Annotated in this window: 27 protein-coding genes; 11 read left to right on the forward strand and 16 right to left on the reverse strand. The window is 49.0% G+C overall.

Translation table 11 applies throughout. The annotated features are described in order from the left end of the window. Positions 1-10 precede the first annotated feature (10 nt). From mtrC to mcrB, 8 genes are all read right to left on the reverse strand, one after another. Complete coding sequence (mtrC, locus tag QFX30_RS05290; RefSeq protein ID WP_300489226.1) at positions 11-814, reverse strand: tetrahydromethanopterin S-methyltransferase subunit MtrC; 804 nt, start codon at positions 812-814, stop codon at positions 11-13. After that, a complete protein-coding gene (gene mtrD / locus QFX30_RS05295; RefSeq protein WP_300489228.1) occupies positions 814-1,521 on the reverse strand; it encodes a tetrahydromethanopterin S-methyltransferase subunit D in 708 nt (235 codons plus the stop codon). The genes mtrC and mtrD overlap by 1 nt, the downstream gene beginning before the upstream one ends. After that, entirely contained in the window at positions 1,522-2,409 is an 888-nt protein-coding gene (mtrE, locus tag QFX30_RS05300; RefSeq protein ID WP_300489230.1) for a tetrahydromethanopterin S-methyltransferase subunit E, read from the reverse strand. A gap of 83 nt (positions 2,410-2,492) precedes the next feature. Further along, positions 2,493-4,145 (reverse strand): coenzyme-B sulfoethylthiotransferase subunit alpha, encoded by a 1,653-nt coding sequence (mcrA, locus tag QFX30_RS05305; protein WP_300489232.1) that lies wholly within the window; start codon positions 4,143-4,145, stop codon positions 2,493-2,495. A 19-nt stretch (positions 4,146-4,164) separates the two neighbouring features. After that, positions 4,165-4,914: a coenzyme-B sulfoethylthiotransferase subunit gamma gene (gene mcrG, locus QFX30_RS05310; RefSeq protein WP_300489234.1), complete on the reverse strand. Its 750-nt coding sequence runs from the start codon at positions 4,912-4,914 to the stop codon at positions 4,165-4,167. A gap of 1 nt (position 4,915) precedes the next feature. Continuing rightward, positions 4,916-5,512, reverse strand: a complete 597-nt coding sequence (gene mcrC, locus QFX30_RS05315) for a methyl-coenzyme M reductase I operon protein C (RefSeq protein ID WP_300489236.1) — start codon at positions 5,510-5,512, stop codon at positions 4,916-4,918. After that, positions 5,513-5,950, reverse strand: a complete 438-nt coding sequence (gene mcrD, locus QFX30_RS05320) for a methyl-coenzyme M reductase operon protein D (RefSeq protein WP_300489237.1) — start codon at positions 5,948-5,950, stop codon at positions 5,513-5,515. 31 nt (positions 5,951-5,981) lie between these two features. Beyond that, positions 5,982-7,313 carry a coenzyme-B sulfoethylthiotransferase subunit beta gene (gene mcrB, locus QFX30_RS05325; RefSeq protein ID WP_300489239.1) on the reverse strand — a complete coding sequence of 444 codons (1,332 nt, stop codon included), beginning with the start codon at positions 7,311-7,313 and terminating at the stop codon, positions 5,982-5,984. Between the two features lie 303 nt (positions 7,314-7,616). On the opposite strand from mcrB, the gene mmp10 reads away from it, so the two are divergent. Both mmp10 and QFX30_RS05335 read left to right on the forward strand, forming a co-directional pair. After that, entirely contained in the window at positions 7,617-8,864 is a 1,248-nt protein-coding gene (gene mmp10, locus QFX30_RS05330; RefSeq protein WP_300489241.1) for a methyl coenzyme M reductase-arginine methyltransferase Mmp10, read from the forward strand. Continuing rightward, a complete protein-coding gene (locus tag QFX30_RS05335; RefSeq protein ID WP_300489244.1) occupies positions 8,861-10,153 on the forward strand; it encodes a methyl-coenzyme M reductase glutamine C-methyltransferase in 1,293 nt (430 codons plus the stop codon). Before mmp10 ends, QFX30_RS05335 begins: the two co-directional genes overlap by 4 nt. A gap of 484 nt (positions 10,154-10,637) precedes the next feature. Here the strand turns inward: QFX30_RS05335 and QFX30_RS05340 are convergent, their stop codons facing one another. The 4 genes from QFX30_RS05340 to QFX30_RS05355 all read right to left on the reverse strand — a co-directional run bounded on the left by QFX30_RS05340 (position 10,638) and on the right by QFX30_RS05355 (position 13,718). Further along, positions 10,638-11,105 (reverse strand): DUF134 domain-containing protein, encoded by a 468-nt coding sequence (locus QFX30_RS05340; protein WP_300489247.1) that lies wholly within the window; start codon positions 11,103-11,105, stop codon positions 10,638-10,640. 132 nt (positions 11,106-11,237) lie between these two features. Next, on the reverse strand, positions 11,238-12,284 hold the full coding sequence (locus QFX30_RS05345) for a metallophosphoesterase (protein WP_300489250.1): 1,047 nt from the start codon (positions 12,282-12,284) through the stop codon (positions 11,238-11,240). Positions 12,285-12,288: 4 nt separating this feature from the next. Next, positions 12,289-13,203, reverse strand: coding sequence for a methanogenesis marker 7 protein (locus tag QFX30_RS05350; protein WP_300489253.1), 915 nt, complete (start codon positions 13,201-13,203; stop codon positions 12,289-12,291). Beyond that, entirely contained in the window at positions 13,188-13,718 is a 531-nt protein-coding gene (locus QFX30_RS05355) for a hypothetical protein (RefSeq protein ID WP_300489257.1), read from the reverse strand. The genes QFX30_RS05350 and QFX30_RS05355 overlap by 16 nt, the downstream gene beginning before the upstream one ends. 69 nt (positions 13,719-13,787) lie before the next feature. Here QFX30_RS05355 and comB point away from each other — a divergent pair, with 69 nt between their 5' ends. The 4 genes from comB (at position 13,788) to QFX30_RS05375 (ending at position 17,118) form a co-directional block, all read left to right on the forward strand. Then, positions 13,788-14,441: a 2-phosphosulfolactate phosphatase gene (gene comB / locus QFX30_RS05360; RefSeq protein ID WP_300489260.1), complete on the forward strand. Its 654-nt coding sequence runs from the start codon at positions 13,788-13,790 to the stop codon at positions 14,439-14,441. Continuing rightward, the gene (locus tag QFX30_RS05365; RefSeq protein ID WP_300489262.1) at positions 14,419-15,150 is read left to right on the forward strand and encodes a TraB/GumN family protein; all 732 of its coding nucleotides are present in this window, start codon (positions 14,419-14,421) and stop codon (positions 15,148-15,150) included. The genes comB and QFX30_RS05365 overlap by 23 nt, the downstream gene beginning before the upstream one ends. A gap of 154 nt (positions 15,151-15,304) precedes the next feature. Then, the gene (locus QFX30_RS05370; RefSeq protein WP_147671437.1) at positions 15,305-15,520 is read left to right on the forward strand and encodes a DUF1922 domain-containing protein; all 216 of its coding nucleotides are present in this window, start codon (positions 15,305-15,307) and stop codon (positions 15,518-15,520) included. Between the two features lie 8 nt (positions 15,521-15,528). Continuing rightward, positions 15,529-17,118: a GTPBP1 family GTP-binding protein gene (locus QFX30_RS05375; protein WP_300489266.1), complete on the forward strand. Its 1,590-nt coding sequence runs from the start codon at positions 15,529-15,531 to the stop codon at positions 17,116-17,118. An 18-nt stretch (positions 17,119-17,136) separates the two neighbouring features. On the opposite strand, the gene QFX30_RS05380 is transcribed toward QFX30_RS05375, so the two are convergent. Continuing rightward, positions 17,137-17,982 (reverse strand): TIGR00269 family protein, encoded by an 846-nt coding sequence (locus tag QFX30_RS05380; protein ID WP_300489269.1) that lies wholly within the window; start codon positions 17,980-17,982, stop codon positions 17,137-17,139. 39 nt (positions 17,983-18,021) lie between these two features. On the opposite strand from QFX30_RS05380, the gene QFX30_RS05385 reads away from it, so the two are divergent. Then, positions 18,022-18,324, forward strand: a complete 303-nt coding sequence (locus QFX30_RS05385) for an MTH1187 family thiamine-binding protein (protein WP_300477855.1) — start codon at positions 18,022-18,024, stop codon at positions 18,322-18,324. Positions 18,325-18,466: 142 nt separating this feature from the next. Here the strand turns inward: QFX30_RS05385 and QFX30_RS05390 are convergent, their stop codons facing one another. Continuing rightward, positions 18,467-19,555: a DegT/DnrJ/EryC1/StrS aminotransferase family protein gene (locus QFX30_RS05390; protein WP_300489271.1), complete on the reverse strand. Its 1,089-nt coding sequence runs from the start codon at positions 19,553-19,555 to the stop codon at positions 18,467-18,469. A 115-nt stretch (positions 19,556-19,670) separates the two neighbouring features. After that, the gene (locus QFX30_RS05395; RefSeq protein WP_300489273.1) at positions 19,671-20,576 is read right to left on the reverse strand and encodes a type II CAAX endopeptidase family protein; all 906 of its coding nucleotides are present in this window, start codon (positions 20,574-20,576) and stop codon (positions 19,671-19,673) included. Positions 20,577-20,843: 267 nt separating this feature from the next. On the opposite strand from QFX30_RS05395, the gene QFX30_RS05400 reads away from it, so the two are divergent. Beyond that, a complete protein-coding gene (locus tag QFX30_RS05400; protein ID WP_300489276.1) occupies positions 20,844-21,989 on the forward strand; it encodes a tRNA (guanine(10)-N(2))-dimethyltransferase in 1,146 nt (381 codons plus the stop codon). A gap of 15 nt (positions 21,990-22,004) precedes the next feature. Here QFX30_RS05400 and QFX30_RS05405 read toward each other — a convergent pair whose 3' ends face one another. Continuing rightward, entirely contained in the window at positions 22,005-22,691 is a 687-nt protein-coding gene (locus tag QFX30_RS05405; RefSeq protein ID WP_300489280.1) for a hypothetical protein, read from the reverse strand. Between the two features lie 125 nt (positions 22,692-22,816). Between QFX30_RS05405 and QFX30_RS05410 the strand changes: the two genes are divergently transcribed. The 3 genes from QFX30_RS05410 (at position 22,817) to QFX30_RS05420 (ending at position 25,139) form a co-directional block, all read left to right on the forward strand. Continuing rightward, positions 22,817-23,488, forward strand: coding sequence for a DUF4013 domain-containing protein (locus tag QFX30_RS05410; RefSeq protein WP_300489283.1), 672 nt, complete (start codon positions 22,817-22,819; stop codon positions 23,486-23,488). Between the two features lie 141 nt (positions 23,489-23,629). Then, positions 23,630-24,112 carry an Lrp/AsnC family transcriptional regulator gene (locus tag QFX30_RS05415; RefSeq protein WP_148215591.1) on the forward strand — a complete coding sequence of 161 codons (483 nt, stop codon included), beginning with the start codon at positions 23,630-23,632 and terminating at the stop codon, positions 24,110-24,112. Between the two features lie 31 nt (positions 24,113-24,143). Beyond that, positions 24,144-25,139 carry a histone deacetylase gene (locus QFX30_RS05420; RefSeq protein WP_300489286.1) on the forward strand — a complete coding sequence of 332 codons (996 nt, stop codon included), beginning with the start codon at positions 24,144-24,146 and terminating at the stop codon, positions 25,137-25,139.

Below are 25,139 nucleotides of genomic sequence, written 5' to 3' on the forward strand. Positions count from 1 at the left end.
TTAAAGCCTCCTAGTGCTCTTCCTCCTTAGGCCAGAGACCTGACCATTTCACGGATGCTGCTTCTTCGAAGGATGCGCTCACGAATGCCCTGAATGCCAGTATCCAGCAGAGTGCGCCGACAAGTGAAACAACCCACCAGCCAGGGTTGAGCCCTATTCCAAGTAGGCCCACAACGGCCATTGAGATGAACCCTGTTGATGCTGCAAGTTTCAGTGTCCTTGTCTGGTTCTCATTTGGACCTAGACATGCGTTGAATGGGTGCTGGATCGCCATTGTGTTTAGGATGAATAGCAGTCCTATTAATCCTGTTGTTATGACTGAGTTGAGGATTGCCTGCATTGTGTAGCTACCTGCAATGGCTGCTGAGAATCCAAGGACTGAAAGTGCTGCTGCACCTGAGATCTCCGCGGTGCACTTCTCGAGGATTGGGATCTTCATCTTAACTATCCTCTTACCCAGTACAGCCACAACCAAACCGAGTATCATTGCGAGTATCAGTGCAACAACAGGTACTGCAATGGCTGGTACCACAAACACTGATGCAAGTCCAGCCACAACACCAACTATACCTATTGCAACTGACATGTACCCGATTGATGGCACACCGGTACCGAGACCGTAACTTGCAACCCTCCTTATTGCGTCTGCACCCCATACTATTGCACAGACTGCTCCGAGGGAGGCCAGAACTGGTCCTATGACCGGGTTAACTGCGGATGCATATATTCCTGCAAGTCCGCCCAGTATTCCAAGTGCCATGAGCCTGCTCTCAGGTATGGCTGCGCCAGCCGGTCCTCCAGCTGCTACTGACATTAGAAGACACCTCCGTATATGAGTAATGTTGAAAGGGCGCCTGCAACAATGGAGGCTATGAAACATGCGACTATTCCCCTGCCGATCCTTTTGAATTTAGGATCGTGGAAACCTTCTATTGTACCTCCAATGTTGTATGATGCAATAACCGCGTTTATGAAGAATATGCCCACGGCAAAGATTGCTGCAATACCTGCAGCGCCCATTGCACCATATGACAGGGACTCAAGGGTTAGGGCCTCGTTGAGTGCCCAGTAGATGAGCCCGCCGCCAATTCCACCGAGGGCTCCTCCTATTATACCGCTGACAAAACAGACCGTTGGAAGACCATGCCCCTCGGTACCGGGGGTGACGTATTTTTCCTGTTCCATGCCTGTGATTGGGTCTACACTGACCTTTGCAGATACCGGGACGGTACCCACACCAAAGACATAGATCAGGTTACCCACAAGCATGGTGATACCTATCATGAGCATTGAACCAACTGCACCGGCAGCCAGTATCATAAGGGGGGACTGTCCGGTCATAGCTGCGGCAGTTATGAGTCCTGTGAGACCCGCACCTGCAGCAAGCATAGCTGTACCGGTACCCACACCTGTTGCTGTTGCCATAGCTGCTGGTGCACCACCCACAGGTACGAAGTGAACACCTCCACCTATGAGTACTCCTCCAGCGGTTATAGCTCCTATCAGTAATAATGGATCCATTTATTCTTCCTCCTTGTATGGTCCATATTTTTTCCTTGCAAAGACTTCAAGCCTATTGTTGAGGATTATCACTAACAAGACTATTATGAGACCGGATATTATTCCGCCGGTTATACCGAAGACTATTGTGTTCCAGAAGCTAAGGAATACTATTGCACCAAATGCAAATCCTGTTAGGGGTCCACCGTACTTTGCACAGAAGTGAACAACATCCATTGAGTTTCTTGCTCCGAGTTCTGCCTTTGTTGTTATGTCACCGTGAATCGCAACAGGTATACCACCACCAAATGGATACTGCTGGTACTCCCTTTCAGCACCGTAGTGGACGTCCCCTGTTGATGAACCGATTGCACCTATGGTTATACCCCAGAGCACTGCAAGAAGGGGCAGTGGGAATGGATGTGCAAATCCAGGGATTGGTAATCTCATGAGATATGATAATCCTACAATACAGAATGTCACAATAAAGCCATGCCCTGCAATTGGGCCTAAATGCTGAACCAGCATGTCCATGAAGAGTGGCTGGTTGAACTGGGACTGGCTGACAATTCGTCCCATGTGGGATGTTACAGCGTAGGTTGTGTGTACCATTGCAGCGATTACAGAACCGATTGCAATGGCCATTATCACAGGTAGCTGCATTGAATTCATAAGGACAAATGCAACTGAACCAGCAATTCCGCACCAGGTCCCGTAGGCAACGGGTTCCCCTGAAACGGCCTTGTTGATTATTCGGTGCAGGTGTCCCATCTGTGGTGCCAGCTGAACCTGTGAGTTGGGGTTACTCTGGGATCCTACGTCAGACTCTAAGTCCTCTGCGGCTCCTGCTATGGTTGCAGCTGCACCCATGAGAGCTACAACACCTAAACCTGTTATCATAGGGTCCATATTTCTTCCTCCTTTTATTTTTGTGAATAAAAAAAATTAGGTGCATTACACTTAAAAACTTTGTGTAATGCACCTTCGTTAATCTATTTTGCAGGTGTTATGAGTGCTCTTTCACCGGCTGGTTCGAACTCTCGCAGAGCACCTTTGGCGAATTCACCACGGACGTTGGTGAAGTCGAAGACGAGGTTGTCGTCTGCAAAGGCTATTTTCACCAGTGGGTTGAACACGAAGGCGTCTCCACGGGCAGCGTGTGGTGCCTGACATATACCTGCGTATTCACCCTGGTGTCCCACGTTCATGGCGTAGTTTGGATAGTTAGGTCCACGAAGCTCCAGTGGCAGTCCCTCGTCGCCCCTTATTGAGAAGACGTTGGATGCTCCGCACTGGTCCTGGAGGTCGTAACCGTAGAATCCAAGCCTTGAGTGCTGTTCCTTGTGGAGGTACATTGAGAGGTACCATCCGCTGAGACCTGTCTGGGCGTTTGCTGTTGCGAATGCTGTGGAACATCCTGCTGCAGCTGCTACGACTGCTGCCCTCTGTGATCCACCGAACTGGTCCTCGAGGAGTGCTGGGTATTCCTCGTACTGTTCAAGGCCGTAGAATGTGACCTCACTTGCAACGTCCAGGACTGTGTCCATGTTGTTTGGTGCCTCACAGAGTCCATACTTGTCTTCCACGTACTCCTTACCGAAGTAGGTGAAGTCGTCAAGTATGTTGTCTGTGTAGGCTGCTGTGGCGTACTGGGTGAATCCAACACCACCTGACATGTATGATCCTAGCCAGATCTGGTCGTAGAGCATTGCACCGGTTGCCACAACGTCCAGTGTCACCCTGACAGGGTCCTCATAGTTGACCCTTGAGCTCTGACAGATGTCTGCAAGGTAACCGAATGGCACACCACCAGGCTCGTTTTCACCCCTTGCACGTCTCACAGGCAGGTATGTACCCATGTGTATGACTTCAGCGTGTTTTGCAGCGTATGCGAAGTCACCTGTTGCGGCTTCACCTGCTGCCTGTTTGTAGGCTGAAATCATGGACATGCCGATCTGCATGGCGGACCATCGTGAGGTTGTTGCACCGTCACAGGTCCTTGAGACTATGGTTGGGATCCTGACTACCTGCCAGATTCCGTCTCCAACCTCTGCCTTGAGGGTTTCTGCCTGGTCATCTGGGAACTGTTTGTTTATGTCTATGACGAATGCAGAGTCTATTTCGTCTGCTATTTCGTCGTTACCTGTGAATACCTTGACGTAACTGTCTGCCACCAGTGCAGGGTGGGTTTCCACCATGTGCTCCTGGACGACAGCTGCACCTGGCATTGCGTGGTTCACTGTTTCAAGGTAGTGGGTTATGGTCTCGGGTGTGACCTCCTTACCCAGCCTCTTTTCTATAACAGCGTGGGCGTGGTTAAGACCGACGATAACGGTCCTCCTTATGTCGTCCCACATCTGCTGCATGGCAGCGTTGTTTACGAAGTGGAGGTCGTCCCCTTCAACATAGGTATCGGTTGTTGAAACCTGGTAGGGCATGAGCACCCTCTGACCAAGTGGGGTACCTATGTCAGGGTTGTACTGGGGTATACCCCTCTTTGCTGCCACTTCTTTACCAGCGTTCACAAACTCGGTTTTTCTTTCTGACTGTTTCCAGCCACCAAGTGTGTAGAATGTGGTTTTCTTCTCTTCAGGGGATTCCTCAAATTTTTTCTTTAAAGCATTTATGAACAATTTGTCAGCCATAATCTACACCTCCCCCGGATTATTCTGGGTTGAACCCTCCTTGTGATCTTAAAACGTGGATTCTCTGCATGACCTCCACGGCTTCTGTATCATCACGGTAGGCTTCACCATCCACACGGTAGATGGTTGTTTTTTCCATCAGGGTTTCTTCATCCAGTGGTTCACCAAGATCCACAGGTTCGTCGAGTTCGTCACCGATCTGGTTTTTGACCATTTCGACTCTGCCAGTTTCCTTGTTGTAGATCTGTCTTCTGAGCATGTCGAACATCATACCGTCTTCATCGAGACGCAGTGAGTGTCCATGGACAGATTTACCCCTGATACCTGACCTTGCAGGGTCAAAGAACTCTGTTTCAAGGAGTTCCTTGGATATCTTTTCAAGGTCCCTCTCCCTGGTCTCTATGATCTGACGACCTGAGAGTGTACCTGCGTCTGCACCCCTGTACCTGCAGAGGTATGCCCTTGACCTCACATATGGCTGGGCTGGGGCGAAGTACATTGAGTCTGTGAACTGTATGTACCTAATCCTGTCACCGGCTTTTGCACCGTCTATTGGTTCAACCATTTCTCTTATCGCGTCCTCTGGTTCATCCATCTCTTCCAGTGGTGGGTGAACACTTGGGTATTCTTCCCCTGGGGCCCTGTGACCCAGAATCTTTACTACATCTTCATCTGAGATTTCTCTCAGTTTTTCAAGTTCGTATTCAGGGTTACAGAAATTCCTTCTGTTCTGAGCAACCTTACTTGTTCCGGGATAGTATTGTGCCATATCATGCACCTCCTAAAGCTAACTTAACCTTTCTTATAATCTCATCCAGTTTTTCCTGGGGACAAGTTTCTCCTCTAATAACTCCACTCACGATGTCAACGATTGTTCCCTTGGTTTTTGGTTCATCTGGCATTACGGCCCTGGTTTTGACACCTATCTTCGCAAAGTCCTCAAAGTCAACCGGGTATTCGCATATGACTATACATGGACGGTCAACGTTTCTGAGTATGAGGCGTGCCTTGTAGATAATGTGGTTCTTGACTCCGCCAAGGTGTACCACAAGGAGTTTGTGCCGCTTCATCTGCTCGACTTCAGCAGGTGTTAATCCAAAGAGGCTTCCTGCACCGGCACTTGGAGCGTCCTGTGGAACCCCTGCCCCTGCATTCAGTACGAGGGTACTGGTCATTATGTTTGCTTCCCTCAGGGCAAATGTTATCTCGCATACAGGCTTGGTTATGTGGCGCCTGCCAGGTGACATTGCCACTGCCAGAACTTCACTTCCGCACTGGGCAAAGGTACCCCTCTGGGCTATTCCTCCACCTTCACCCATGCCCATTGTCTCTCTACAGTCAACTACGTGAGTGCACTTTCCGATCATCTAATGCTCCTTCTTCCTTTTTATTATTGTGGCCCTATCACTGAGCCTAGCGTTCTGATCCGTGAGACCGATGAGTTCATCAGGAATCTCATCAAGGCTCTCGCCGTACTTTATCTCGTCCGTGACGGTTTTCTGTTTTCTTATGTATTTGCCGGGAGTGACATCATATCCAAAGGGCAGGAGATCCTCACAAACCTTTTTGATATCAGTTATTGTCTCCTCGTCTTCCACTTCAAGCAGCACACGACCAGTTTTAACCTGAAGTTCAAATTCCTGGCCTTTCACGTTGATTATGCGCCTGTCAGGGTGGTCCTCTGGTGGTAGTCTCTGTCCGTGGATCACCATTCGTTTAATGCCATGGATGTCCTCAAGGCGGTTAAGGAGTTTCTCTGTGGTGTCAGCCCCTAGCAGCCTGTGAGGAAATATCTGAACGTCCATTGGTTTTTTGCCCCCAGTTCTGAGAGATTATTTAGATTTCGTTTTTAATCTCAGCTGCTGCCTCCACAACATATTTGAGTGGTTCTCGGAACTCGTCAACCTGGCTGAATACTTCTTTTATGAGTCCAGAGGTTGCTTCTGGTGAGAACATCTGGGTTCCTGCATCCAGTGCCATTGCGGCTGCCACGCAGGGTATAGCGAATCCCTTACTGTGCCTTGTAACGATGTGGTTTCCATTGAAGATACCTGGTCCACCACCACCGTAGATGGAGTGGCTGAAGAATGAAAATCCTACAGCTGTACCTTCAACTTTACCGAAGTCCACGCTTGGAAGTCCTGTTTCAAATTCTAGGAGGTCGTTGTAGTATAGCAGAGTTGATGATACACCCTGAGCTGCCCTTGCTGCACCCTGGTTAACCATTGTGGCTGCCATGAGTCCGGCTGCTGCGTAGGCGTTCCACATTGCAAGGTCATCTGTGCCGTAGACCTTGTAGTCTGTGAGTTCCTTCTCAACCTTTATGACACCGTCTTCCAGGGCCCTTTCAACCAGGTCTGCTATGACTGATCCAACTGTACCTTCTTTACCGTTGGCCTTAACAAGGTCAAAGACCAAGTTGTCTGCGTTCATTCCCTGGTATGCAAGTCCAAGGAGGTGCATCCTCTCAAATGCTCCTACAGCATCACCCATCTCGAACATTGCTGTCTGTTCAAGTATGGTTGATAGTGCTGCTGCCTGGAGTGTGTTTTTGAGTGTGGCTGCAACAACATGGTTCACCATGATGTTCCTGAGTGCGTATCCTGGGCCTTCCAGTTTCTGTGGAATGTCCAGCATTGTTGCTATGTTTGCCCCCATGTACTCCACAGACTGTGGATATCTTCCCAGAACGGCTGCTTTAACCATGTTAGCATCGTACATGCTAACATCAAACTCGTTGATTATGGCCTGGACAAATGCTGTGGCGGTTACGAGTGGTGCTGCAGAGTATTCTGCTGCAACATCGAACCTTGCACTTGGGACCTGTACGAGTGCCCTTTTACCTCCGCCAAGGAGTTCGACGTTGGTGTCGTCGTCCTCAGTTACCTGTATCATTTCCTTTGCAGCGGCTGCTATTGACTCAGCGTTCCCGACAATGTCGAGGTCGAGTTCACGGCCCATTATCTTACAGGCAGGTCCGCCGACCTTCGCTGTCTTCAGGGCGTTTTCTATACCTTCAAGGTTCACAGCCACTGTCCTTTTAATCCCCTGCACTATGCTTTTAATGGCGGGGTTCCTTAATGGGCTTAGAGCTTCTAATGGCACCTGTTCTTCGACGAGGTTGCCTCTGTCGTCGTACAAGTCGACCTTATCCTCAAACTTCGCCATTTTTTCCCTCCTAACAATCAGTTCCGTATACTAAACATCCAAGACCCCCCTTTTCAGGAAAGGCAAGAAGGCCCTTGGAGGGTGTTAAAACACCCGTTTTAGTATACGGTGCATATTTAACTTGATTATAATTAATTAAGATTTCTTTCTGAATCAAGTCGAAAGATTTATATGTATCAAAACGTTTTTTCGGGTTTTATGGATTTTTTATACGGCTGCGTTGATTTTATGATCATGCACACCGCAGGTATGATGGCTGCAGGGTAATAAATTATATTTAAGGCGCCGCACAGAAAGAGGGACATGCAGATAATAGCTGATTTGGGTGGTATACCTGGCAAGGACTGCAGGGGATTCTGCAGGTACTGTTACTTCAGAAAGGTGGGGGAATTTGAACCCTTCGGCTGCAGGAACTGCTCCCCGGGGAGGGTGGGCTGTGAAACCTGTGGAAGGGATGTTGCAGAGAGGGGAAGGGAATTTTTACCCCCGTTCCTTGTCATGGGTAACGTGCAGACAACACTGATGATGCAGAACCTTCAGGATAAGGACCTTAAGATAAACATCAGCGGTGGGGGTGATGTGAGCTGCTACCCCCACCTTGAGGAGCTAACAGCAGGGCTTAGTGAGTTTGGGATCCCCATACACCTTGGATACACGAGCGGTAAGGGCATTGATGACCCTGAAATGGCATCAAGATTAATCAAGAATGGTGTGGATGAGGTAACCTTCACGGTGTTCTCAGCGAACCCCCTCCTGAGGAGGGAGTGGATGCGTGATAGGAACGCTGAAAATGCGCTGGAAGCCCTCAGGATATTCTGTGAATCCTGTGAAGTCCACGCTGCAGCAGTGATCATACCCGGTGTGAATGATGGTGATGACCTCCTTGAAACCTGCTCCAGACTTGAGGAGTGGGGGGCCACCGGATTCATAATGATGCGGTTTGCAAACTATGAGCACCAGGGGCTGATACTCGGCAATGGGCCAATAATTGAGGGTATAGAGCCGCACACAGTCCAGGAATTTGAGGACCTTGTGAGGATGGTTGACGGGGAGTTCAATCTCAGGGTTACAGGGACACCTGTCTGCGACCCTGAAAACGGGACTCCATTTGTCCTTGCAGATGACTCAAGCAGGGAGTACCTTGAGATTCTCCCTGAAATCAGGGGAGAGGCAACCATAATCACAGGATCCATTGCAGCCCCCTACATAAGGAGGATAATAAGGAACCTCGGGGCAGAGGACATGGTGAACGTTGTTGGTGTTGAGAAGGACATAGCATGCCTCATCACCAGGAAGGACCTTGAGGGTGTGGACCTCAGCGAACTTAAGGAAACAGTGATAATCCCTGGCAGGGCATTTGTCCATGAAATGCAGGCAAAGGAGGTTCTAAGCCGGGATGGTACCGACCGGATAGTCATAAGGGGCCCTGAAAGGCTCACCGTTGATGGGGAGATGAGCGGTACGCTGTCCCAGTATGATGTTATAGAGCGGGAGATGGAAGCATTCTATGAACTTATACAGGCCATAAATTTCTTCGGTGCTTCTGAATGACTCGGGTGGTTGTTTTAACACCAGAGCATTACACCTACGGTTCAATGCTCATTGCCGGTGCCTTGAGGGACATTGGCTGCAGCGTTGAACTCAGGAAGGGCCTTGAGGGTGCCGGCGCAGATGTGACATTCATAAGCCTCCAGTCCACCATCCACCTCCTGAGGTACAGGGATGTTATTAATAATATACGGGGTTTCAGGGTGGTGGGGGGTCCCGTGAGCCTGGACCCTGAACTTGTACTCCGCCACCTCGACGTTGACCTTGTAATTCAGGGCGAGGGTGAGGATAAGGTGGGGATGGTTATGGAGGTTGCATCTGGAAGTTTGGACGCGTCTGAAATGCCTGGAGCAGCATTTAAATCCCCTGAAGGGTTTATAATCAATGAACCAGCCCGCTGCTCCATGAAAAGGGCCCTCCCACTTGTGCCTCCAGATATCTCACAGGAGAACATAAGGGGCGCCAGTGTCTACATTGAAACCCACAGGGGCTGCCCAGGTAACTGCACATTCTGCCAGGTCCCGGAATTCTTTGGACGTGAGGTCCGCAGCAGGCCCCTGGAGGATATCATAGTGGAGGTCAGGGAACTGAGGAAATCCGGGGCCCGCAGGTTTGCAATAAGTGGGGGAACCGGAACACTCTACGGGAGCAGCAGGTTCAGGGGTATTGATGAGGATGCATTCACCGAGCTCCTCAGGGAGATAAGCAAAATCACGGGGCCCCGAAATCTGACGGTGCCCGATATAAGGGTTGATATGGTGACCCCTGAGATCCTTGATGCCATATCAGAGTACACCAATGGCTGGGTGTTCTATGGTATAGAGTCAGGGAGCAGAAGGATCCTCAGAAGGATGAAGAAGGGCATCAAACCCGGGGATGTTATTGAGGCTGTTGAACTTGCCAGGGAACATAATCTGAAGATTGCAGGGTCATTCATAGTGGGGTACCCCGGTGAAGATGAAAGGGACTATGAGGAGACCCTGGAACTTGCAGATGAGCTAATGCTCGACGACTACTTTGTGAGCATCGCTGAACCGATACCCGGCACAGAACTTGGTGAGGAGGTTAAGGGCCTCGAAGATGAGGATAACCCTGTATTCATGGAGCCATCAGACAGGAAGTTCAGAAGCCTGGCTGAGGAGAGGGCATTCAGTTTCATGCTTGATTCATACATATTCAGAAGCATACCCATCCCTGTGACCGATGAACTCCTGAGGTCACTTAAGAAGGAGGCCAGGGATCAGCAGGAGCATATAGAAACTGTTACGCGTATGTTGAAGAGGAAACTTTAGGTCATAACCAAGTAGATTTAATCCCTGAGAAGAATAATCTGCATCATTTAATCGAAAATTCTGGCGCTAAATCAGTTTCAATCAAAATTTCGGTTTGCTGATTCCCTATTATTAGCAGACATGAAATAATCTGTTTTTCCAGAATAAGAGTTATCATCCGGTAAAATACATGTAAACCTGCTAATAATATCATGCCCCTGATTGAGAACTAACCCCCTCCGATACAATCACTATAATTACGATTACCACCTTTCTTCATCAAAATAGGTGGAGGTGGTACAGTCTCAAATCACATATAGAACAAGCTGTTATGTATTTTATAAATAGGGGGTATTCAGCGTAATTTGATAAATCGCTGAATACAGGTCTTCGCGTTAAAGTTTCAGTCGGCTCCACACATTGGTGCGCCGCACTCTGGACATTTCTCCATTCTGCATGGAACTCCAGGTGTTTTTGGTGCCTCGTATCCGCATTCAATGCATTTTCAGACACGTGGTGCCCCACGTCCAGCGCCAATGCCTCTTCCGAAGCCTCCTCTTCCCATCCTTGGTAGTGTATCTGCTGATACCAGCGTTATGTTTTCTGAATCACAGTCTGGGCACTTTTTGTATTCCTTTTCAGGTGAGATCCACTCAAACTGGCAGTCCATGCACTTGTATCTTCTCCTGTCTGTGATGTAATCACCTCCTTTCAGTATTATTGGTCTGCCCTCGACCAGTGCCTCTGCTATCTTGGCCCGTGCGGATGTCAGTGTCCTGTGAAATGTTGGCTGTGATATACCCATGATTTCAGCAGCCTTTTTCTGTTTTATATCATGGTAGTCCCTTAAACGGACAGCCTCAAATTCATCGAGGGTTATCTCAACCTCAACTTCTTCTTCACTGACTTCAGGGGAAAATGCAACCACACGGGGTTCTCCCAGGATTCTTCTGTATCTTCTTGGCCTAGGCATGTTTTGAATATATATTCAAAAATTGTATTTAAAGTTTCCCATCAGGGGGTCAGAGAACATAAAAGCCAGTCACCTAAAAAACCAGCCATCACCATAAAACCAGCGAAATAATGAATACCATTCAATTCATCCTTAATCTCCATTGAAGCCATGAGCAGAGGGAATAAGTTCAATAACTGTGACCTCACAGGATGATCCTATACGAAGAGGTGGCCCCCATGTGCCTGTGCCCTGTGAAACATATAGAAAACGTCCTGAATCCTCATAAAGGCCCCTGATAAACGGGAACATAATGCCAACAAGGAGGTTGAATGGATAAAACTGCCCGCCATGCGTATGGCCAGATAGCTGGAGGTCAACACCCCTCTCCCTGGCGTAATCCCACTCAACAGGAAGGTGATGAAGAAGTATGAGGGACCTCTTAGGGTCAAATTCCATTATATCAAGGATCGCAGGAAGAGAATGCCTCTCCATCGAATAACCCACACCTGCAAGCTGCACACCCCTGAAATCAACAACACGCTGATCAATACAGATGATACCCGCCCCCTCCACTGCGGACCTGAAGTCCCCTGAATAGGTGTCATGGTTGCCAGAAACAAAAAATACGGGTACATCTGCCTGAATCTCTGAGAGTGTTGAGGCTCCAACGGGCCTTGAACCATCCAGGAGGTCACCTGTTATGAGGACGGCGTCGGGTTCAACTTCAGAAATAATAGAGGAAACCCTCCTAAGGAAACCACCTGACCTCACAGTCCCCACATGGAGATCTGAAAGCTGCACCAGCCTCAGTTCATCGCTGCATGGAAATGGGATCCTAACAGTCCTTACCTCAATATTCCAGCCCTTCACCAGCCCATAGGAAACCATTATGATTGAGAATGCCGCCGCAGGGATAGGGGAAAATGGAATACCTGGAACAAGTGATGCTGCAAAGGTTACCCCAAGGCCAATGAGGATGTAAACAGCCATTCCCAACCATATCATGGAAACCACATAGGCAGCCCTTGAGATAAATGATGGGTATACCCTCTCGGAGATTATGGCTGCCGGTAGAAGAAATGTAAGGGGGAGGCTCAGAATTCCCATACCAAGAGATTCCAGGACAGTAAAATTAAGAAGATAGTATCCTGAGGAGAATATTAGGACAAATATCAGGACCTGGAACTCCCTCCTCATGGGATCACAGTATGGAACTTTCAGGCAGTAACTTAACCAGGATGTAGTCGTACATCATTGACTTCCTGATCTCAGATATGTCGCCCAGCCTGTAATCAGAAACCCTCACATCTGCTATCTCGTCATGGTAACGGTCATAGTTGAGCTTCACACGGACCCCATCAAGCTGGCTTGTTACAGGTGTGGGGGAATAGACCTCCTTAACGGCAGGCACCTGATTTTCAATCTCGGTTTTAACAAGTATTGAGGGGACCAGAGGTGGGTCCGCCGCCATCTCACGTCTTCTCCTGTCAAGTAGATCCTCGACCACCTCAACAAGTTTCCTTAGGGCCCTTATATCTTCACCCCTCTTCAGCCTCCTGGGTATCCTCCCAAGGCCCCCAACATAGGCGTCGGCACCTGGAAGCTCACTGAGGTCAATCTTCTCAGGGGCCCCTGTAACCACCACCGGGATGTTTATGTCACTGAAAAGGTGGGCCTTATCCTTTATGCACTGCTCAAAGCTTCCAAGGGCAAAAACCGCAAGGTCGTGTTCCTCTATGAGCTTCTTTTCATCCTCTGATATCCTGGATATCCCCTTACCTGCCCCACGGGCAAGGCCTATCATGTTATCCTTGGCACCGTACCTCCTGAGGTACTCGGATATATCACAGGCCGAATGGGGTAAATGATGCCTTGCCAGGGTCGGTGAGACGATAGCTATCTCGGTACCCGCCATCGGGGCAACCTTAACCTTCCCCAGGAGCTCCCTGGCCTTCTCCCTCACCTTATCCACGTCCTCAATTGGGACGGCCAGTGTGAGTATGAGGTCCATCTGAAGCATGTTCTCCTGGAGCACAAATCCGCCGAGGTCCTCAATCAGTTCCTTCATTTCCTCATGGCGGTGCACACCGCCCTGATAGGTTAAAGTTTCGTACATAATTTCCTCTCCAGATACGTGTACCTGAATAAAGCCCTCTTAACAGGGTCCACTGGAAGGTTTCTGTGGGAGGGGACCCTGATGCAGTCAAGTTCCATGTAATCGGGGCATACAGTGAAATCTTCATTCAAATCGACAATGGTGAATCCCATATCCTCAACGATATCCCTTAAGAAATCTGAATAAACCCTTACTTTTATCTTGCTGTTCATCTCCCGCAACCCCGCAGGATCATGCCACCATGGGGAGCAGACCTCAAAGTCTATCTCATCAGCCGAGGAGTACCTGAGGCTTCCAGGATCCAGGTCCTGAACAGTCCTGAAAACGGTTCCTATGGCCTCCCTTATCTGGGGGAATGTGTTGAGTTTAAGTTTAACCGCCCCGGCAACTGGTGTCTCAGATAGCACAAATAAAAGGTCTGCGTCCTCATCCTCAGGTTTGCGGGTCACATGGTACCCCATGACGCCTGCAATCCTCAGTATGCCCTCACACATTGGTGTTGTAAGAATCCTCATTGAGTCACCGGTGAAGTCTATAAATACCTCATATGTAAATCTCTCTATAATCATTTATAAGGTGTGCTGATGAGGGTAAGTCTCAGCTTTGAAAAACCGGAGGGCAGTGGACTCTGCATAATGGTGGACCTTCTGAGGGCAAGTGCAACCATAACCGCTGCCCTGGAAAGTTTCAGGGAGGTTATCCCTGTTGGGAACGTTGAGGAGGCAATGGAATACTCCAGAAGGGGATATCTGGTGGCAGGGGAGCGTGGTGGTGAGACCCTGCCAGGATTCCTGGCCAACTCCCCACTGGAGGTGAGGGAACATTCAGGTGATGCCCTTGTGCTAACCACCAGTAACGGTACAAGGGTCCTTGAGTCAGTTGAATCACAGGCCCTTGTGGGCTGCCTCAACAATCTGGATGCAGTGGCCTCAGCTGCAAGGAAACTTTCGGATGAGGTTGAGGTGGTCATGGCCGGTGTTAATGGCCGCTTTGCAATAGAGGATTTCCTCTGTGCCGGTGAAATAATACGTGCAATTGGTGGTGAGTTCGAAGAGTACGCTGAGGCCTCAGTACTTGCAGTCCAGGACAGTTCCATGGTTGATGATGCCATAAGAAAATCCAGGTCAGCCAGGAGGCTCAGGGAACTTGGTTTTGCCGGTGATATTGAATACTGCCTCAGAAGGAATATAACAGAAAACGTACCCGTATACATGGATGGCAGGATATCTCTGGTCTAAGGAGGCTGCAGTGGACATGAATCTGGAGGAGCTGAAGATAATAGGTACCGCACATGTATCTGAAGAAAGTGTTGATGAGGTGAGAAGAACCATACTTGAGATGAAACCGGACGTTGTTGCAGTGGAACTTGACCCCGGCAGGTACAGGAGGCTCATGGACGAAAAAATGGGAATCAAAAGGGACGAACCCTCCCTCCAGGATGTCCTCAGAAGTGGAAACATTGGCGTCATCCTTGCAGGCTGGTTTTTAACCTATTTCCAGCGGAAGATCGGTGAGGATATAGGTGTCAAGCCTGGCAGTGAGATGCTTGCAGCGATAGAAGCCGCCCATGAGGTTGGTGCGGGGGTGGCCCTCATTGACCGTGACATAGGGGTGACCATGCAACGGGCGATCAGGTCCATGAGCCTGCGGGAAAAGCTGAGGTTCTTCCTTGCAATCATGAGGTCATTCATTGGGGGGGAGGATGCGAGGGATATTGAGAGCCTCAAAAGTGACGACACCCTTGCGGAGGTTATGGAGGAATTCCGCGAAATATCACCCTCAGCATACCATGTGCTTGTTGAGGAGAGGGATGCATTCATGGCCCACAGGCTCCTCTCCATTGAGGAGGACCGCGTTGTTGCCGTTGTGGGCGCAGGCCACAGGAGGGGGATAGAGCACTACCTCAGGAACCCACATGAACTTCCACCACTTGAAGAACTCATTTGAATACGATGATACATCATTCAGGGTAATGTCCAGCACACCACAAGCTCACAACTAAATTAGAAGGCATCATTCAGAGTAATGCAATGATGGGGAAAAATTTCATTAAATACCGGTTCAATAAAAATTTACTGTGGAAAGAGCAGTGTGATATGCAATGTACGTCATATTCAGATGCGACTGTGGAAGGGCCCTCTACTCAAAGGAGGGCGCAGATACCCGGAAGTGTGTCTGTGGAAGAACCCTGAAGGTTAAAAAAAGGCGAATATTTGGAAAGGCTGGTAGCTTCCAGGAAGCCGCAGAAATTGTGAGAAAACTCCAGGAAGAAAGGTATGGAACCTGTCATTTCACAAATCCAGTGAAAAGGGAATAGAACGAGATATGATAGAGGATATCCGATCATTCACATCGGCCGGTGAGAGGAGGAACATAGAATTCAAGAAGGCACTCTCACCAAGGTATCATCTGAAGATGGACCGGAAGAAGAGCCTGATCTCCCAGATGAAGTACCGTATGGAAAGGGGTGATGGAAGGGCAGTATACCTCCTTGGTGTGGAGGACAGCGGTGAACCGGTTGGCCTCCCTGATGAGGAACTAAAAGAGTCAGTTGAGGTCCTCAGAAAACTGAGTCAGGAGATAGATGCCGTTGTGGAGGAGGTTAACCTCCATGAGGGAACCCACGGTAAGGTGGCCGAGGTGATAATCTCAAGAAAACAGAAAACAGAAAGGGAACACCTCCTCATAGGTGTCGCCGGCCACGTTGACCATGGAAAGAGCACACTCCTCGGTACACTAACAACAGGAACCCCAGATGATGGAAGCGGTAAGACAAGGATATTCCTTGATGTCCAGAAACACGAGATAGAAAGGGGCCTGTCAGCGGATCTATCCTTCGCCATATATGGATTCAGGGATGGAAGGGTCATAAGACTCAAAAATCCACTGGACCGGAAGGAGAAATCAGGACTCATGGACAAGGCCGACAGGGTAATATCCTTCGTTGATACCGTTGGACATGAACCATGGCTGAGGACAACAATAAGGGGGATTGTGGGGCAGAACCTGGACTATGGCCTCCTGACCGTTGCCGCGGATGAGGGTCCAACGCATATAACAAGGGAGCACCTTGGTATAATGATTGCAATGGAGCTTCCTGTGATCGTTGTGCTCACAAAGACCGATATAGCCACTTCTGAGAAGAGAAGGGCTGTGCGGGAGAAGATATCTGAACTCCTCAAACTGGTTGGGAGGATACCCTTCCATGTGACCGGAAGGGACTCTGCACGGGAAATAGCCGGCAAGATGAACCAGCACATAGTACCCATAATAGAGACATCCTCTGTCACAGGGGAGGGCCTTGAAGTCCTGGATGAGCTCTTCCTCAACCTGCAGGTTAAGCGTGACGTCAATGGGGATGAGAAGCCGTTTCTCATGTACATAGACAAGGTATACACCATTAGGGGTGTTGGAACCGTTGTCAGTGGAACCATCCAGCAGGGCCTTGTCAGGAAGGGTGATACGCTGCTCCTGGGCCCCATGAACACCGGAAAATTCAGGGAGGTCACCGTTAAATCCATCGAGATGCACCACTACCGTATAGGCTGTGCAGAGCCCGGGCATATAGTTGGAATATCCATCTCAGGGGCATCCGCCGATGAAATAGAGAGGGGTATGATACTGGCCCACCCCGACTATGAACCAGAGGCAGTCAGGGAATTTGAGGCCGAGGTGGCCATACTGGTGCATCCCACAACCATAAAGGCGGGCTATGAGAGCGTAACCCACATTGAAACAATAGCAGAGACCACCATACTGGAACCCCTTGATGCAGAGTTCATGTCAGCCGGTGACAGGGGCAGGGTGAGGATGAGGTTCAAGTACAAGCCCCACCATGTGAGGGAGGGTCAGAAGATAATCTTCCGTGAGGGAAGAAGCAAGGGTATTGGCTCAGTTACCAGGATCCTGAAATAATTTAAAAGGAGCCTCTCTCTAATGATCCGCTTCTTCTATAATTTCAAGGAACTCACAGGCCTTACATTTAACCCCTGATGCTGGTTCTCCGCAGACTGAACACTCTCCGATCCCCTCATCCTCCACCAGAGGCTGGAATGTGACCGTTAATGATTTCATGATTCTCTCCTTTATACCTGAACTTTCCGATTCTATCCTGTTAAGGAAATCCCTTATCCCAGCCCTCATTGATCTGCTGGAGTATGGACAGGGCGCACTGTGGAATTTCACATCATTGAGTTCAGCCCAGAGCCTGACATCCTCCTCGGGTGTGCTCCAGAGGGGTTTTATCCTCGGTACCATCGCAGGGTGTATCCTCTGAAGTTTCGGGCCAAACTTGGAGAACTTCCTCACATCCCCCCTTGCAAGGCTCATCATGAATGACTGAACCTCGTCATCCATGTTATGGCCCGTTGCAATCTTTGATGCCCCTATTTCCCTGGCTGTCCTGTTGAGTATCCACCTCCTGAAGACACCGCAGGGTATGCAGGGGCTTCTGAACTCTTCCAGAACATCGTCAAGTTCAAAGTTGAATTCATCTCTAAATGACTTCTCTATGAGTTCAACTCCCCTTATACGGGCGTTTTCCCTACCTGCAAGAACCCCCTCCCCCCTGTAGCCCTTTATACCCTCATCAACCGTGATGGCTGTGAGTTCAAAATCCAGTTCATCCCTTAAATCTGCGAGCGCATGGAGTGTCAGCACACTGTCCTTACCGCCTGAAAGTGCCACTGCAACGTGTTCTCCCCTCTCTACCAGTTTATGTGATTCCATGAGACCCCTTATTCTGGTCATGATTCTCCGGTTGAATTCCTGAACATCCATGGAACCGTATATATAAAACAGTCGACATATATATTCACCATGATAACCGCAGAGCTCACCATAATACCTCTCGGTACAGGCAGCACCTCACTCAGCGGTTACGTGGCCGCTGCAGTCAGTGCCCTCGAGAGGATGAACGTGAGGTATGAGATCTCAGGTATGGGGACTCTTGTTGAGGCCGGTGACCTGGATGAACTCCTTGAGGCTGTTAAGGCGGCCCATGAGGCAGTCCTGGAGGCAGGCTCAGAGAGAGTCTACACAACCATCAAAATCGATGATAGAAGGGACACCGACAGGGGCCTCAGTGACAAGGTTGAATCTGTAAAGAAAAAGCTCCAGTAAATGTTCCTTAATAACGCTGAGGTCGCTGAAACTCCCTTAAATGTTATTCAGTAGTTTAATTTTTAAATGTACATATCGGCGTAACATAAAAAATAGAATTATGCTATTTCCCAGCACCACACTGAAGCTGAGATAAATAATGTTAGTTCTGCCCGAAGAAATCCCTGACAGAATTCACAATCTTTTCAAGGTCCTCGTCAGTAAGGGCAGGGTGTACCGGTAGCGATAGGACCTCATCTGCAGCCTTTTCACTGACCGGGCATCTGGCATTGAAACCCATCCTCCTGTAGAGTTCCTGCCTGTAGATGGGTTTCGGGTAGTGAATCCCGGTACCTATACCCCTCTCGTTGAGGAACTCCATGAGGCTGTCCCTTGAACCCGGAACCCTCACGGTGTACTGGTGGAAGACGTGTTTAACCCCCCCTGCAACGTGGGGCGTTGACACCTCCTCCATGTCCCGTAGGTTATCTGTGAGGTACTCTGCATTTTCGATTCTTCTTCTGTTGAAGTCTTCAAGTTTTCCGAGCTGGGCTATGCCAATGGCCGCAGCAATATCGGTCATCCTGAAGTTGTAGCCAAGGTAGGTGTGGTTGTAGCGCTCTGTCTCCCCGTGGGTCCTTAGAATCCGTGCCATCTCTGCAATTTCCTCATTATCAGTTGTTATAATCCCGCCCTCCCCTGTTGTGATGTTCTTTGTTGGGTAGAAGCTGAAGCATGCGGCATCCCCCATGGAACCCACTGTCCTCCCATAATACTCTGCACCATGGGCCTGGGCAGCGTCCTCAATCACCAGGAGGTCATGGTCAGCAGCCAGGTCCAGGATGGGGTCCATGTCGGCGGGCTGCCCGTAGAGGTGTACGGGTATTATTGCCCTCGTGCTGGGTGTTATGAGTTTCTCGATCTCCTCAGGATCTATGTTGTAGGTTTTAGGATCTATATCTGCAAATACGGGTTCAGCGCCAACGTAGAGGGCTGCGTTTGCTGTTGCAGCGAAGCTGAATGGTGTTGTTATAACCTGATCCCCCTTTCCAATCCCTGCAGCAAGGAGGGCGAGGTGGAGGGCTGTTGTCCCTGAACTTGTTGCAACAGCGTATTCAGTACCCACATAGGATGCAAACTTCTCCTCGAATTCCGCCACCCGTGGTCCCTGGGCAATGAATCCCGATTTAAGTACCTTCACAACTTCCTCTATTTCCTCTTCATTGATTATGGGAGTAGCAACCGGTATCATGTGAACACCTGTAAGAGTTACTGAGTTATTAGTTTCTCACTGGAACTTAAAAATTAATACCCTAACCCTCAATCAGTTAAAGTTATAACCCTCGTTACTATGATTCAGTGGATTATTAATCCTCATCCACGTACCTCAGAACACTCAGCACATCCCCATAGCGTCCCCTGAATAGTAGGGCGACGAGAAGAGCCGATGCAAGGATCAGTGCCACTGGGGAGGTGTAGGGATCCGATGGACTTACCATCAGGGATGGAAGGTTTCCAAGGCCGGCCTCCGGGGAGCTGTGTATAACACTGACATAGAGGTTGTTTGCAATGTGCACCCCCATGGCGAGTTCCACACCATCATCTGTGAGTGTTATGAGTGCAAGTACCAGTCCAATGATGAATGTGCTTGCTGTTATTGAGAGGCTCATTGCAAGGGTCGTGCCATTCCACCAGTGCAGGATTGAGAATATCAGTGAATTCAGGATCATCAGTGGGATGGGCCTCTTAAGGATCATCCACATCCCCTGCATGAGGTATCCCCTGAAGAATATCTCCTCAAAGGAAGCCTGTACAGGAAATGCAACTAATGAAAGGATTAGAAGCCACCAGAATTCCGGTGTGAATTTAAATCTGACTGAAGAGGGATCCATGATAATCGAGATCAGGTCAAGGATCCCGACAATAAGAAACCAAGCCACTCCTCCCCTCAGTATCCGCCTCCAGTCAACATGACCCCTGGAGTTCAGGGCTGATATGAAATCCCGTTTGTGGATGAACTTCAATCCAACGTAGAGAAAGAACATTGAGGCAGAAAAGGCCACTGCCACCATGATGAGTAAAGCTGGCCAGCTGAAGGCAGGGATGCCCTCAATTGCATCCATTCTACCGCTGATTATGAGGATGGCCACCAGAAATAACCCCACCATAAAACCGGCACCCACATTGGACACCACGAAGCTGAGGAGCACCGTCAGCATATAACGCCATGGCTCATTTCTTCCAGTGTAGACCTTGTCAAGGAAATTCCTCATTGAGTCACCGGCCTCTTACTAAATCCTGTCTGAGTATCATAGTAATCAGTAAATCATCCGGCACTAATAAATATATTGATATGAGTGAAGTTAGATGCTGATCCGCTATGTAACCGAGGCTGATATGAGCCGGTTGAATGCCAGTCATGCTATGTGACTGCGCTCATTTGATTCCAATATACAATGTGCATGTTAATCGAATTTATTGGATGTAAGTCCCGACTATAACTGGGGATTATTATCCTGTTCAGGTAAGGAGTGTTGAATATGATGACAATAAATGAGGGTTCAGTAACAATTGAGGTTCCGGATTTCAGCAAGGTATCATCCAGGGCCCCTGTCTTCTATAACCCTGTGATGGAGTTCAATAGGGATGTGTCGGTGCTTGCAGTTCAGGCCTTTCAGCGAATACTTGATAAGGAGATGTGTGTTGCTGATACATTCTCAGGGAGCGGTATAAGGGCCATAAGGTACCTGGTGGAGGTTGATGGCGTATCTGAAGCCGCTGCAAATGATATAAACCCCCTTGCAGTTGAATGTATAAAGCATAACGCAGAGCTGAATTCTGTATCCCCAGAGGTCAGCAGGGAGGACGCTGCTATCTTTCTCAGAGGAAACCGTGGACGCTTTGATGTTATTGATGTGGACCCCTTCGGGACGCCGGCACCATTCATGGACTCTGCAGTGGCATCCGCCAGGAACAGGTCCCTCCTTGCTGTTACCGCCACAGACACCTCTGCTCTCTGCGGAACCTATATAAAACCCTGCCTCAGGAAGTACTCATCGAGGCCCCTCAAAACAGAGTACTGTCATGAGACGGGGCTGAGGATACTTGCAGGTTTCACTGCAATAAGCCTTGCCAGGTACAGTAAGGGCGCATCATTCTTTCTATCACACAGCAGCCAGCACTACATGAGGATCTATGCCCATGTAAGGAGGGGGGCCAGGAGGGCCGATGAAACCCTCAAAAACATTGGCTACATGCTCCACTGCTTCAGCTGCCTTCACCATGAAAATGTGAGGGGTTTGCCCGAAGACCTAAAGTGCCCGGTCTGCGGGGGTAAAATGGATGCTGCCGGACCCCTCTGGCTCGGGGAACTGCATGATGAAAAATTCATCGGATCCATGATAGCTGAAACTAAAAATAAAGCCCTCAATAAATCAGAGGATGTCCTGAAACTGCTCAAGACCTGTATTGGAGAGGTGGGAATGCCTCCTGGATTCTATGACGTCCATGAGGTCTGCAGCAAGCTAGGGGTGAGCGCCCCCCCACTCATGGATGTTATGGGTGGTCTTGAGGGGGCAGGATTCAGGGTTTCAAGGACCCATATAAGGCCAACCGGGATAAAAACAGATGCAGGGATCAGGGAGATTGAGAAGATCATAATGGACCTCCACGGTTCCCGTTCGTAGCCTGTACGATTGTTCTCATTCATAGTTCAGCATGTTGTGGGTGTAGTAGTACTGGAGGGCCCTTGCATTCTTGATTTCAAAGTTCCGGTAGGGGTTGTTGAGGTACGGGAAGATTATTCCCCTGATAACGTAATAATAAGCTGCGATTGGCCCGTACTCTTCCCTTGAAATCTTGTAGTATAGCGGGAAACCGCAACCCTGGTTTATGAAAATGTCCCCCTCCCTCACTGTCCCATGATACACCATTGGTATGGGGCCCACCTGCCCGTGTTCAGCGGCCCTCTCCTTTATATAAGCCAGTGCCTCATCCAGGGTATCAAATTCCTTACCATCTGAACGGTAGGTCCACTTGTCATCGGGGACACCATATATGCCCTCCTGCCAGACCTCATTCCAGTCTATGCCAGGCTTGTACTGCTTTTTCTCTACGTATGCAAGTTCCAGGATGTAGACGTCACCCTCCATGTAGCAGCGGTAATTGGAGCTTCCCCCATAATGGACAACGAGGATGCACCTTGATCCCCTTTCCCGGGCATAATCTGCAAGTAACTTTGAGTGTATGTGACCAGGGTACATGTCGGGGTTTGCGATTTTAACGAATCCGAGTCTTCCCAGTGGTTCAAAATCTCCTGAAGTGGATGTGAAGTAGAAGTAGCCCCCGACGATCACCAGCAAAGCAACGACTATTATCCCCTTCTTCATCCCTTCACCCGTTCTTTTGTATATTAACTGTGCAGCGATTTATATCCTCCTCTAAACAGATTAGGCAGTTTTATATATAATCATTTATATAGTTTTAGCTGCGGGAATCCGCGGAGGTGTGAAAATTGGATATAGGTGAAATTGTAAACGACGCCATAAGGTATCCCTCCAGTGACTGGCAGAAGGTCATAATACTCGGTGTCCTCCTAATAGCCAGTGTTCTGATTATACCTATCCTCCTCTTTGTGGGATACGGCTTCAGGGCCCTCAAGGCATCGATAGCGGGTTTTGATGAGCTTCCTGAATTCGATGAATGGGGTGAAATGTTCGTTGATGGATTAAAGGTCTTCGTTGTCCAAATTGTATACATGATAGTTCCACTGATAATTGTAGGTGGTCTCGGATCTCTGGCAATGGTTTCACCAGATACTGGTATGATCACCAATCCAACAGCCTTCACAGCTCTCTTTGGAGGTACTGTGATAATCGCTGTGGTACTTGCAATAATCCTTGGGCTCATAGACACCATCGCAATAGCACACATGGCCTACAATGACAGTGACCTTGGAGCAGCATTCAGGTTCGGTGAAATACTGGATGTGATCTCTCAGATCGGATGGATCGACTACATCATCTGGTACATCGTTGTCGTCCTCATAGGAGCTGTTATTGCCTTCATTGCCATTCTCCTCAATTCAATACCCATCATCGGTACCCTAATAGCAGTGCTCATAATATTTCCTTACCTCTTGCTCTTCTTTAACAGGGCCCTTGCACTCAGGTACGCCTACGAATAATTAACCCTTTTTTACTTTTTCCTGTTTCAGCTAAATTTATAAGGGGATACCTACTATCTATAAAAGTTAATAACTTCTTCTAAAACACCATAATTTAAAAAAGTTTATAATATAACTTCCATAGGTATACATTGTTTAGTGGTGATTCCAATGGATGATGATCTAGTCAAAATCGATGATATTGACAGGAAAATAATAGACCTCCTAAATGAGGACGGACGCATGTCCTACAGGAACATCTCAAGGATACTCGATGTCTCGGTGGGTACTGTGCACAACCGTGTTGAGAAGCTGGTCAAGAAGGGTGTTATAAAGAAATTCGTGCCGGTGATAGACCACTCCAAACTTGGATACAAACTCACAGCCATAATAGGTGTTAAGGTCAAAGGTGGAGTTCTGAGGAACTGGGAGACACGGACAGCCTACCACAAAAACGTCCTTGCAGTCTACGACGTCACAGGAGAATTCGATGCCATACTCATAGGAAAATTCAAGGACACCGGAGAGCTGGATAGCTTCATCAAGGGTCTGCTGAGTGAGGGTGACGTTCAGAGGACCTACACCCAGACAGTCCTCAATATAGTTAAGGAGGACATGACCTCCACCAAGATGATAGGCGATTAATTATTTATTCCCCTGCACCAAAAATTTAACCATGGCAATTATACACTCCAGCACCTATGACCTCCACAATAATGAGGGCCATGTTGAGAACAAGGGGAGGACACGTGCAATCATTGACGCCCTGAAGTCCTCGGGGCTTCAGCTGAAGTTCATGGAACCAAGAATGGCAGGTGTCCATGATATCCTAATGGTCCACAGCAGCGTCCATGTGGAGTACCTGGAGGTGTTCTCAGGGAGGGGTGGTGGATGGCTGGACTATGACACCTACATGACACCTGAAAGCTTCAGTGTGGCGAGGCTCGCCGCAGGTGGCGCCATGGTCGCGGCTGAGGAGGCATTGAAAAACGGATGGGGATACTCCGTTGCAAGACCCCCAGGTCACCATGCCACCTATGACAGGTCCATGGGTTTCTGCATATTCAACAACATCGCCATAGCCATTGAGCACAGCCGCAGGAACCTCGGGATTTCAAGGGCGGCTGTGATTGACTTTGACGTTCACCACGGGAACGGAACATCCAGCATATTCTACACCAACCCGGAAGTCATGTATGTCTCGGTGCACCAGGACCCCAGGACACTCTTCCCCGGGACAGGATTCATTGGTGAGATGGGGGAGGGTGATGGTGAGGGCTTCAACCTCAACATCCCTATGCCCCGGGGTTCAGGGAACAGGGATTATATCTGGATACTCTCTGAGGTGCTCCCACAGGTACTCAGTGAATTCAGGGCGGATATGTTATTCGTATCTGCAGGGTTCGATGCCCACAGGCTGGATCCACTGGCAGATATGAGGGTGGATGAGGAGTTCTTCTCATGGATGGGATGGTTCATCCATGAGACAGGGCTGCCCTGTGCGGTGGTGCTTGAAGGGGGCTATGACCTCCAGGCCCTTGGAAACTCGAATGTCTCATTCATCCGGGGCCTTAAGGGTTCCGGTGTTAAGGTGGAATATGAGGGGTCAACGGCTGTGGCTGAAATCTTCAATGAGATTAGCGATGTGTTTTCACCATTCTTCAATTTCTGA

Origin of the sequence: Methanothermobacter sp. (assembly GCF_030055435.1) — an archaeon.
Classification (GTDB): domain Archaea; phylum Methanobacteriota; class Methanobacteria; order Methanobacteriales; family Methanothermobacteraceae; genus Methanothermobacter.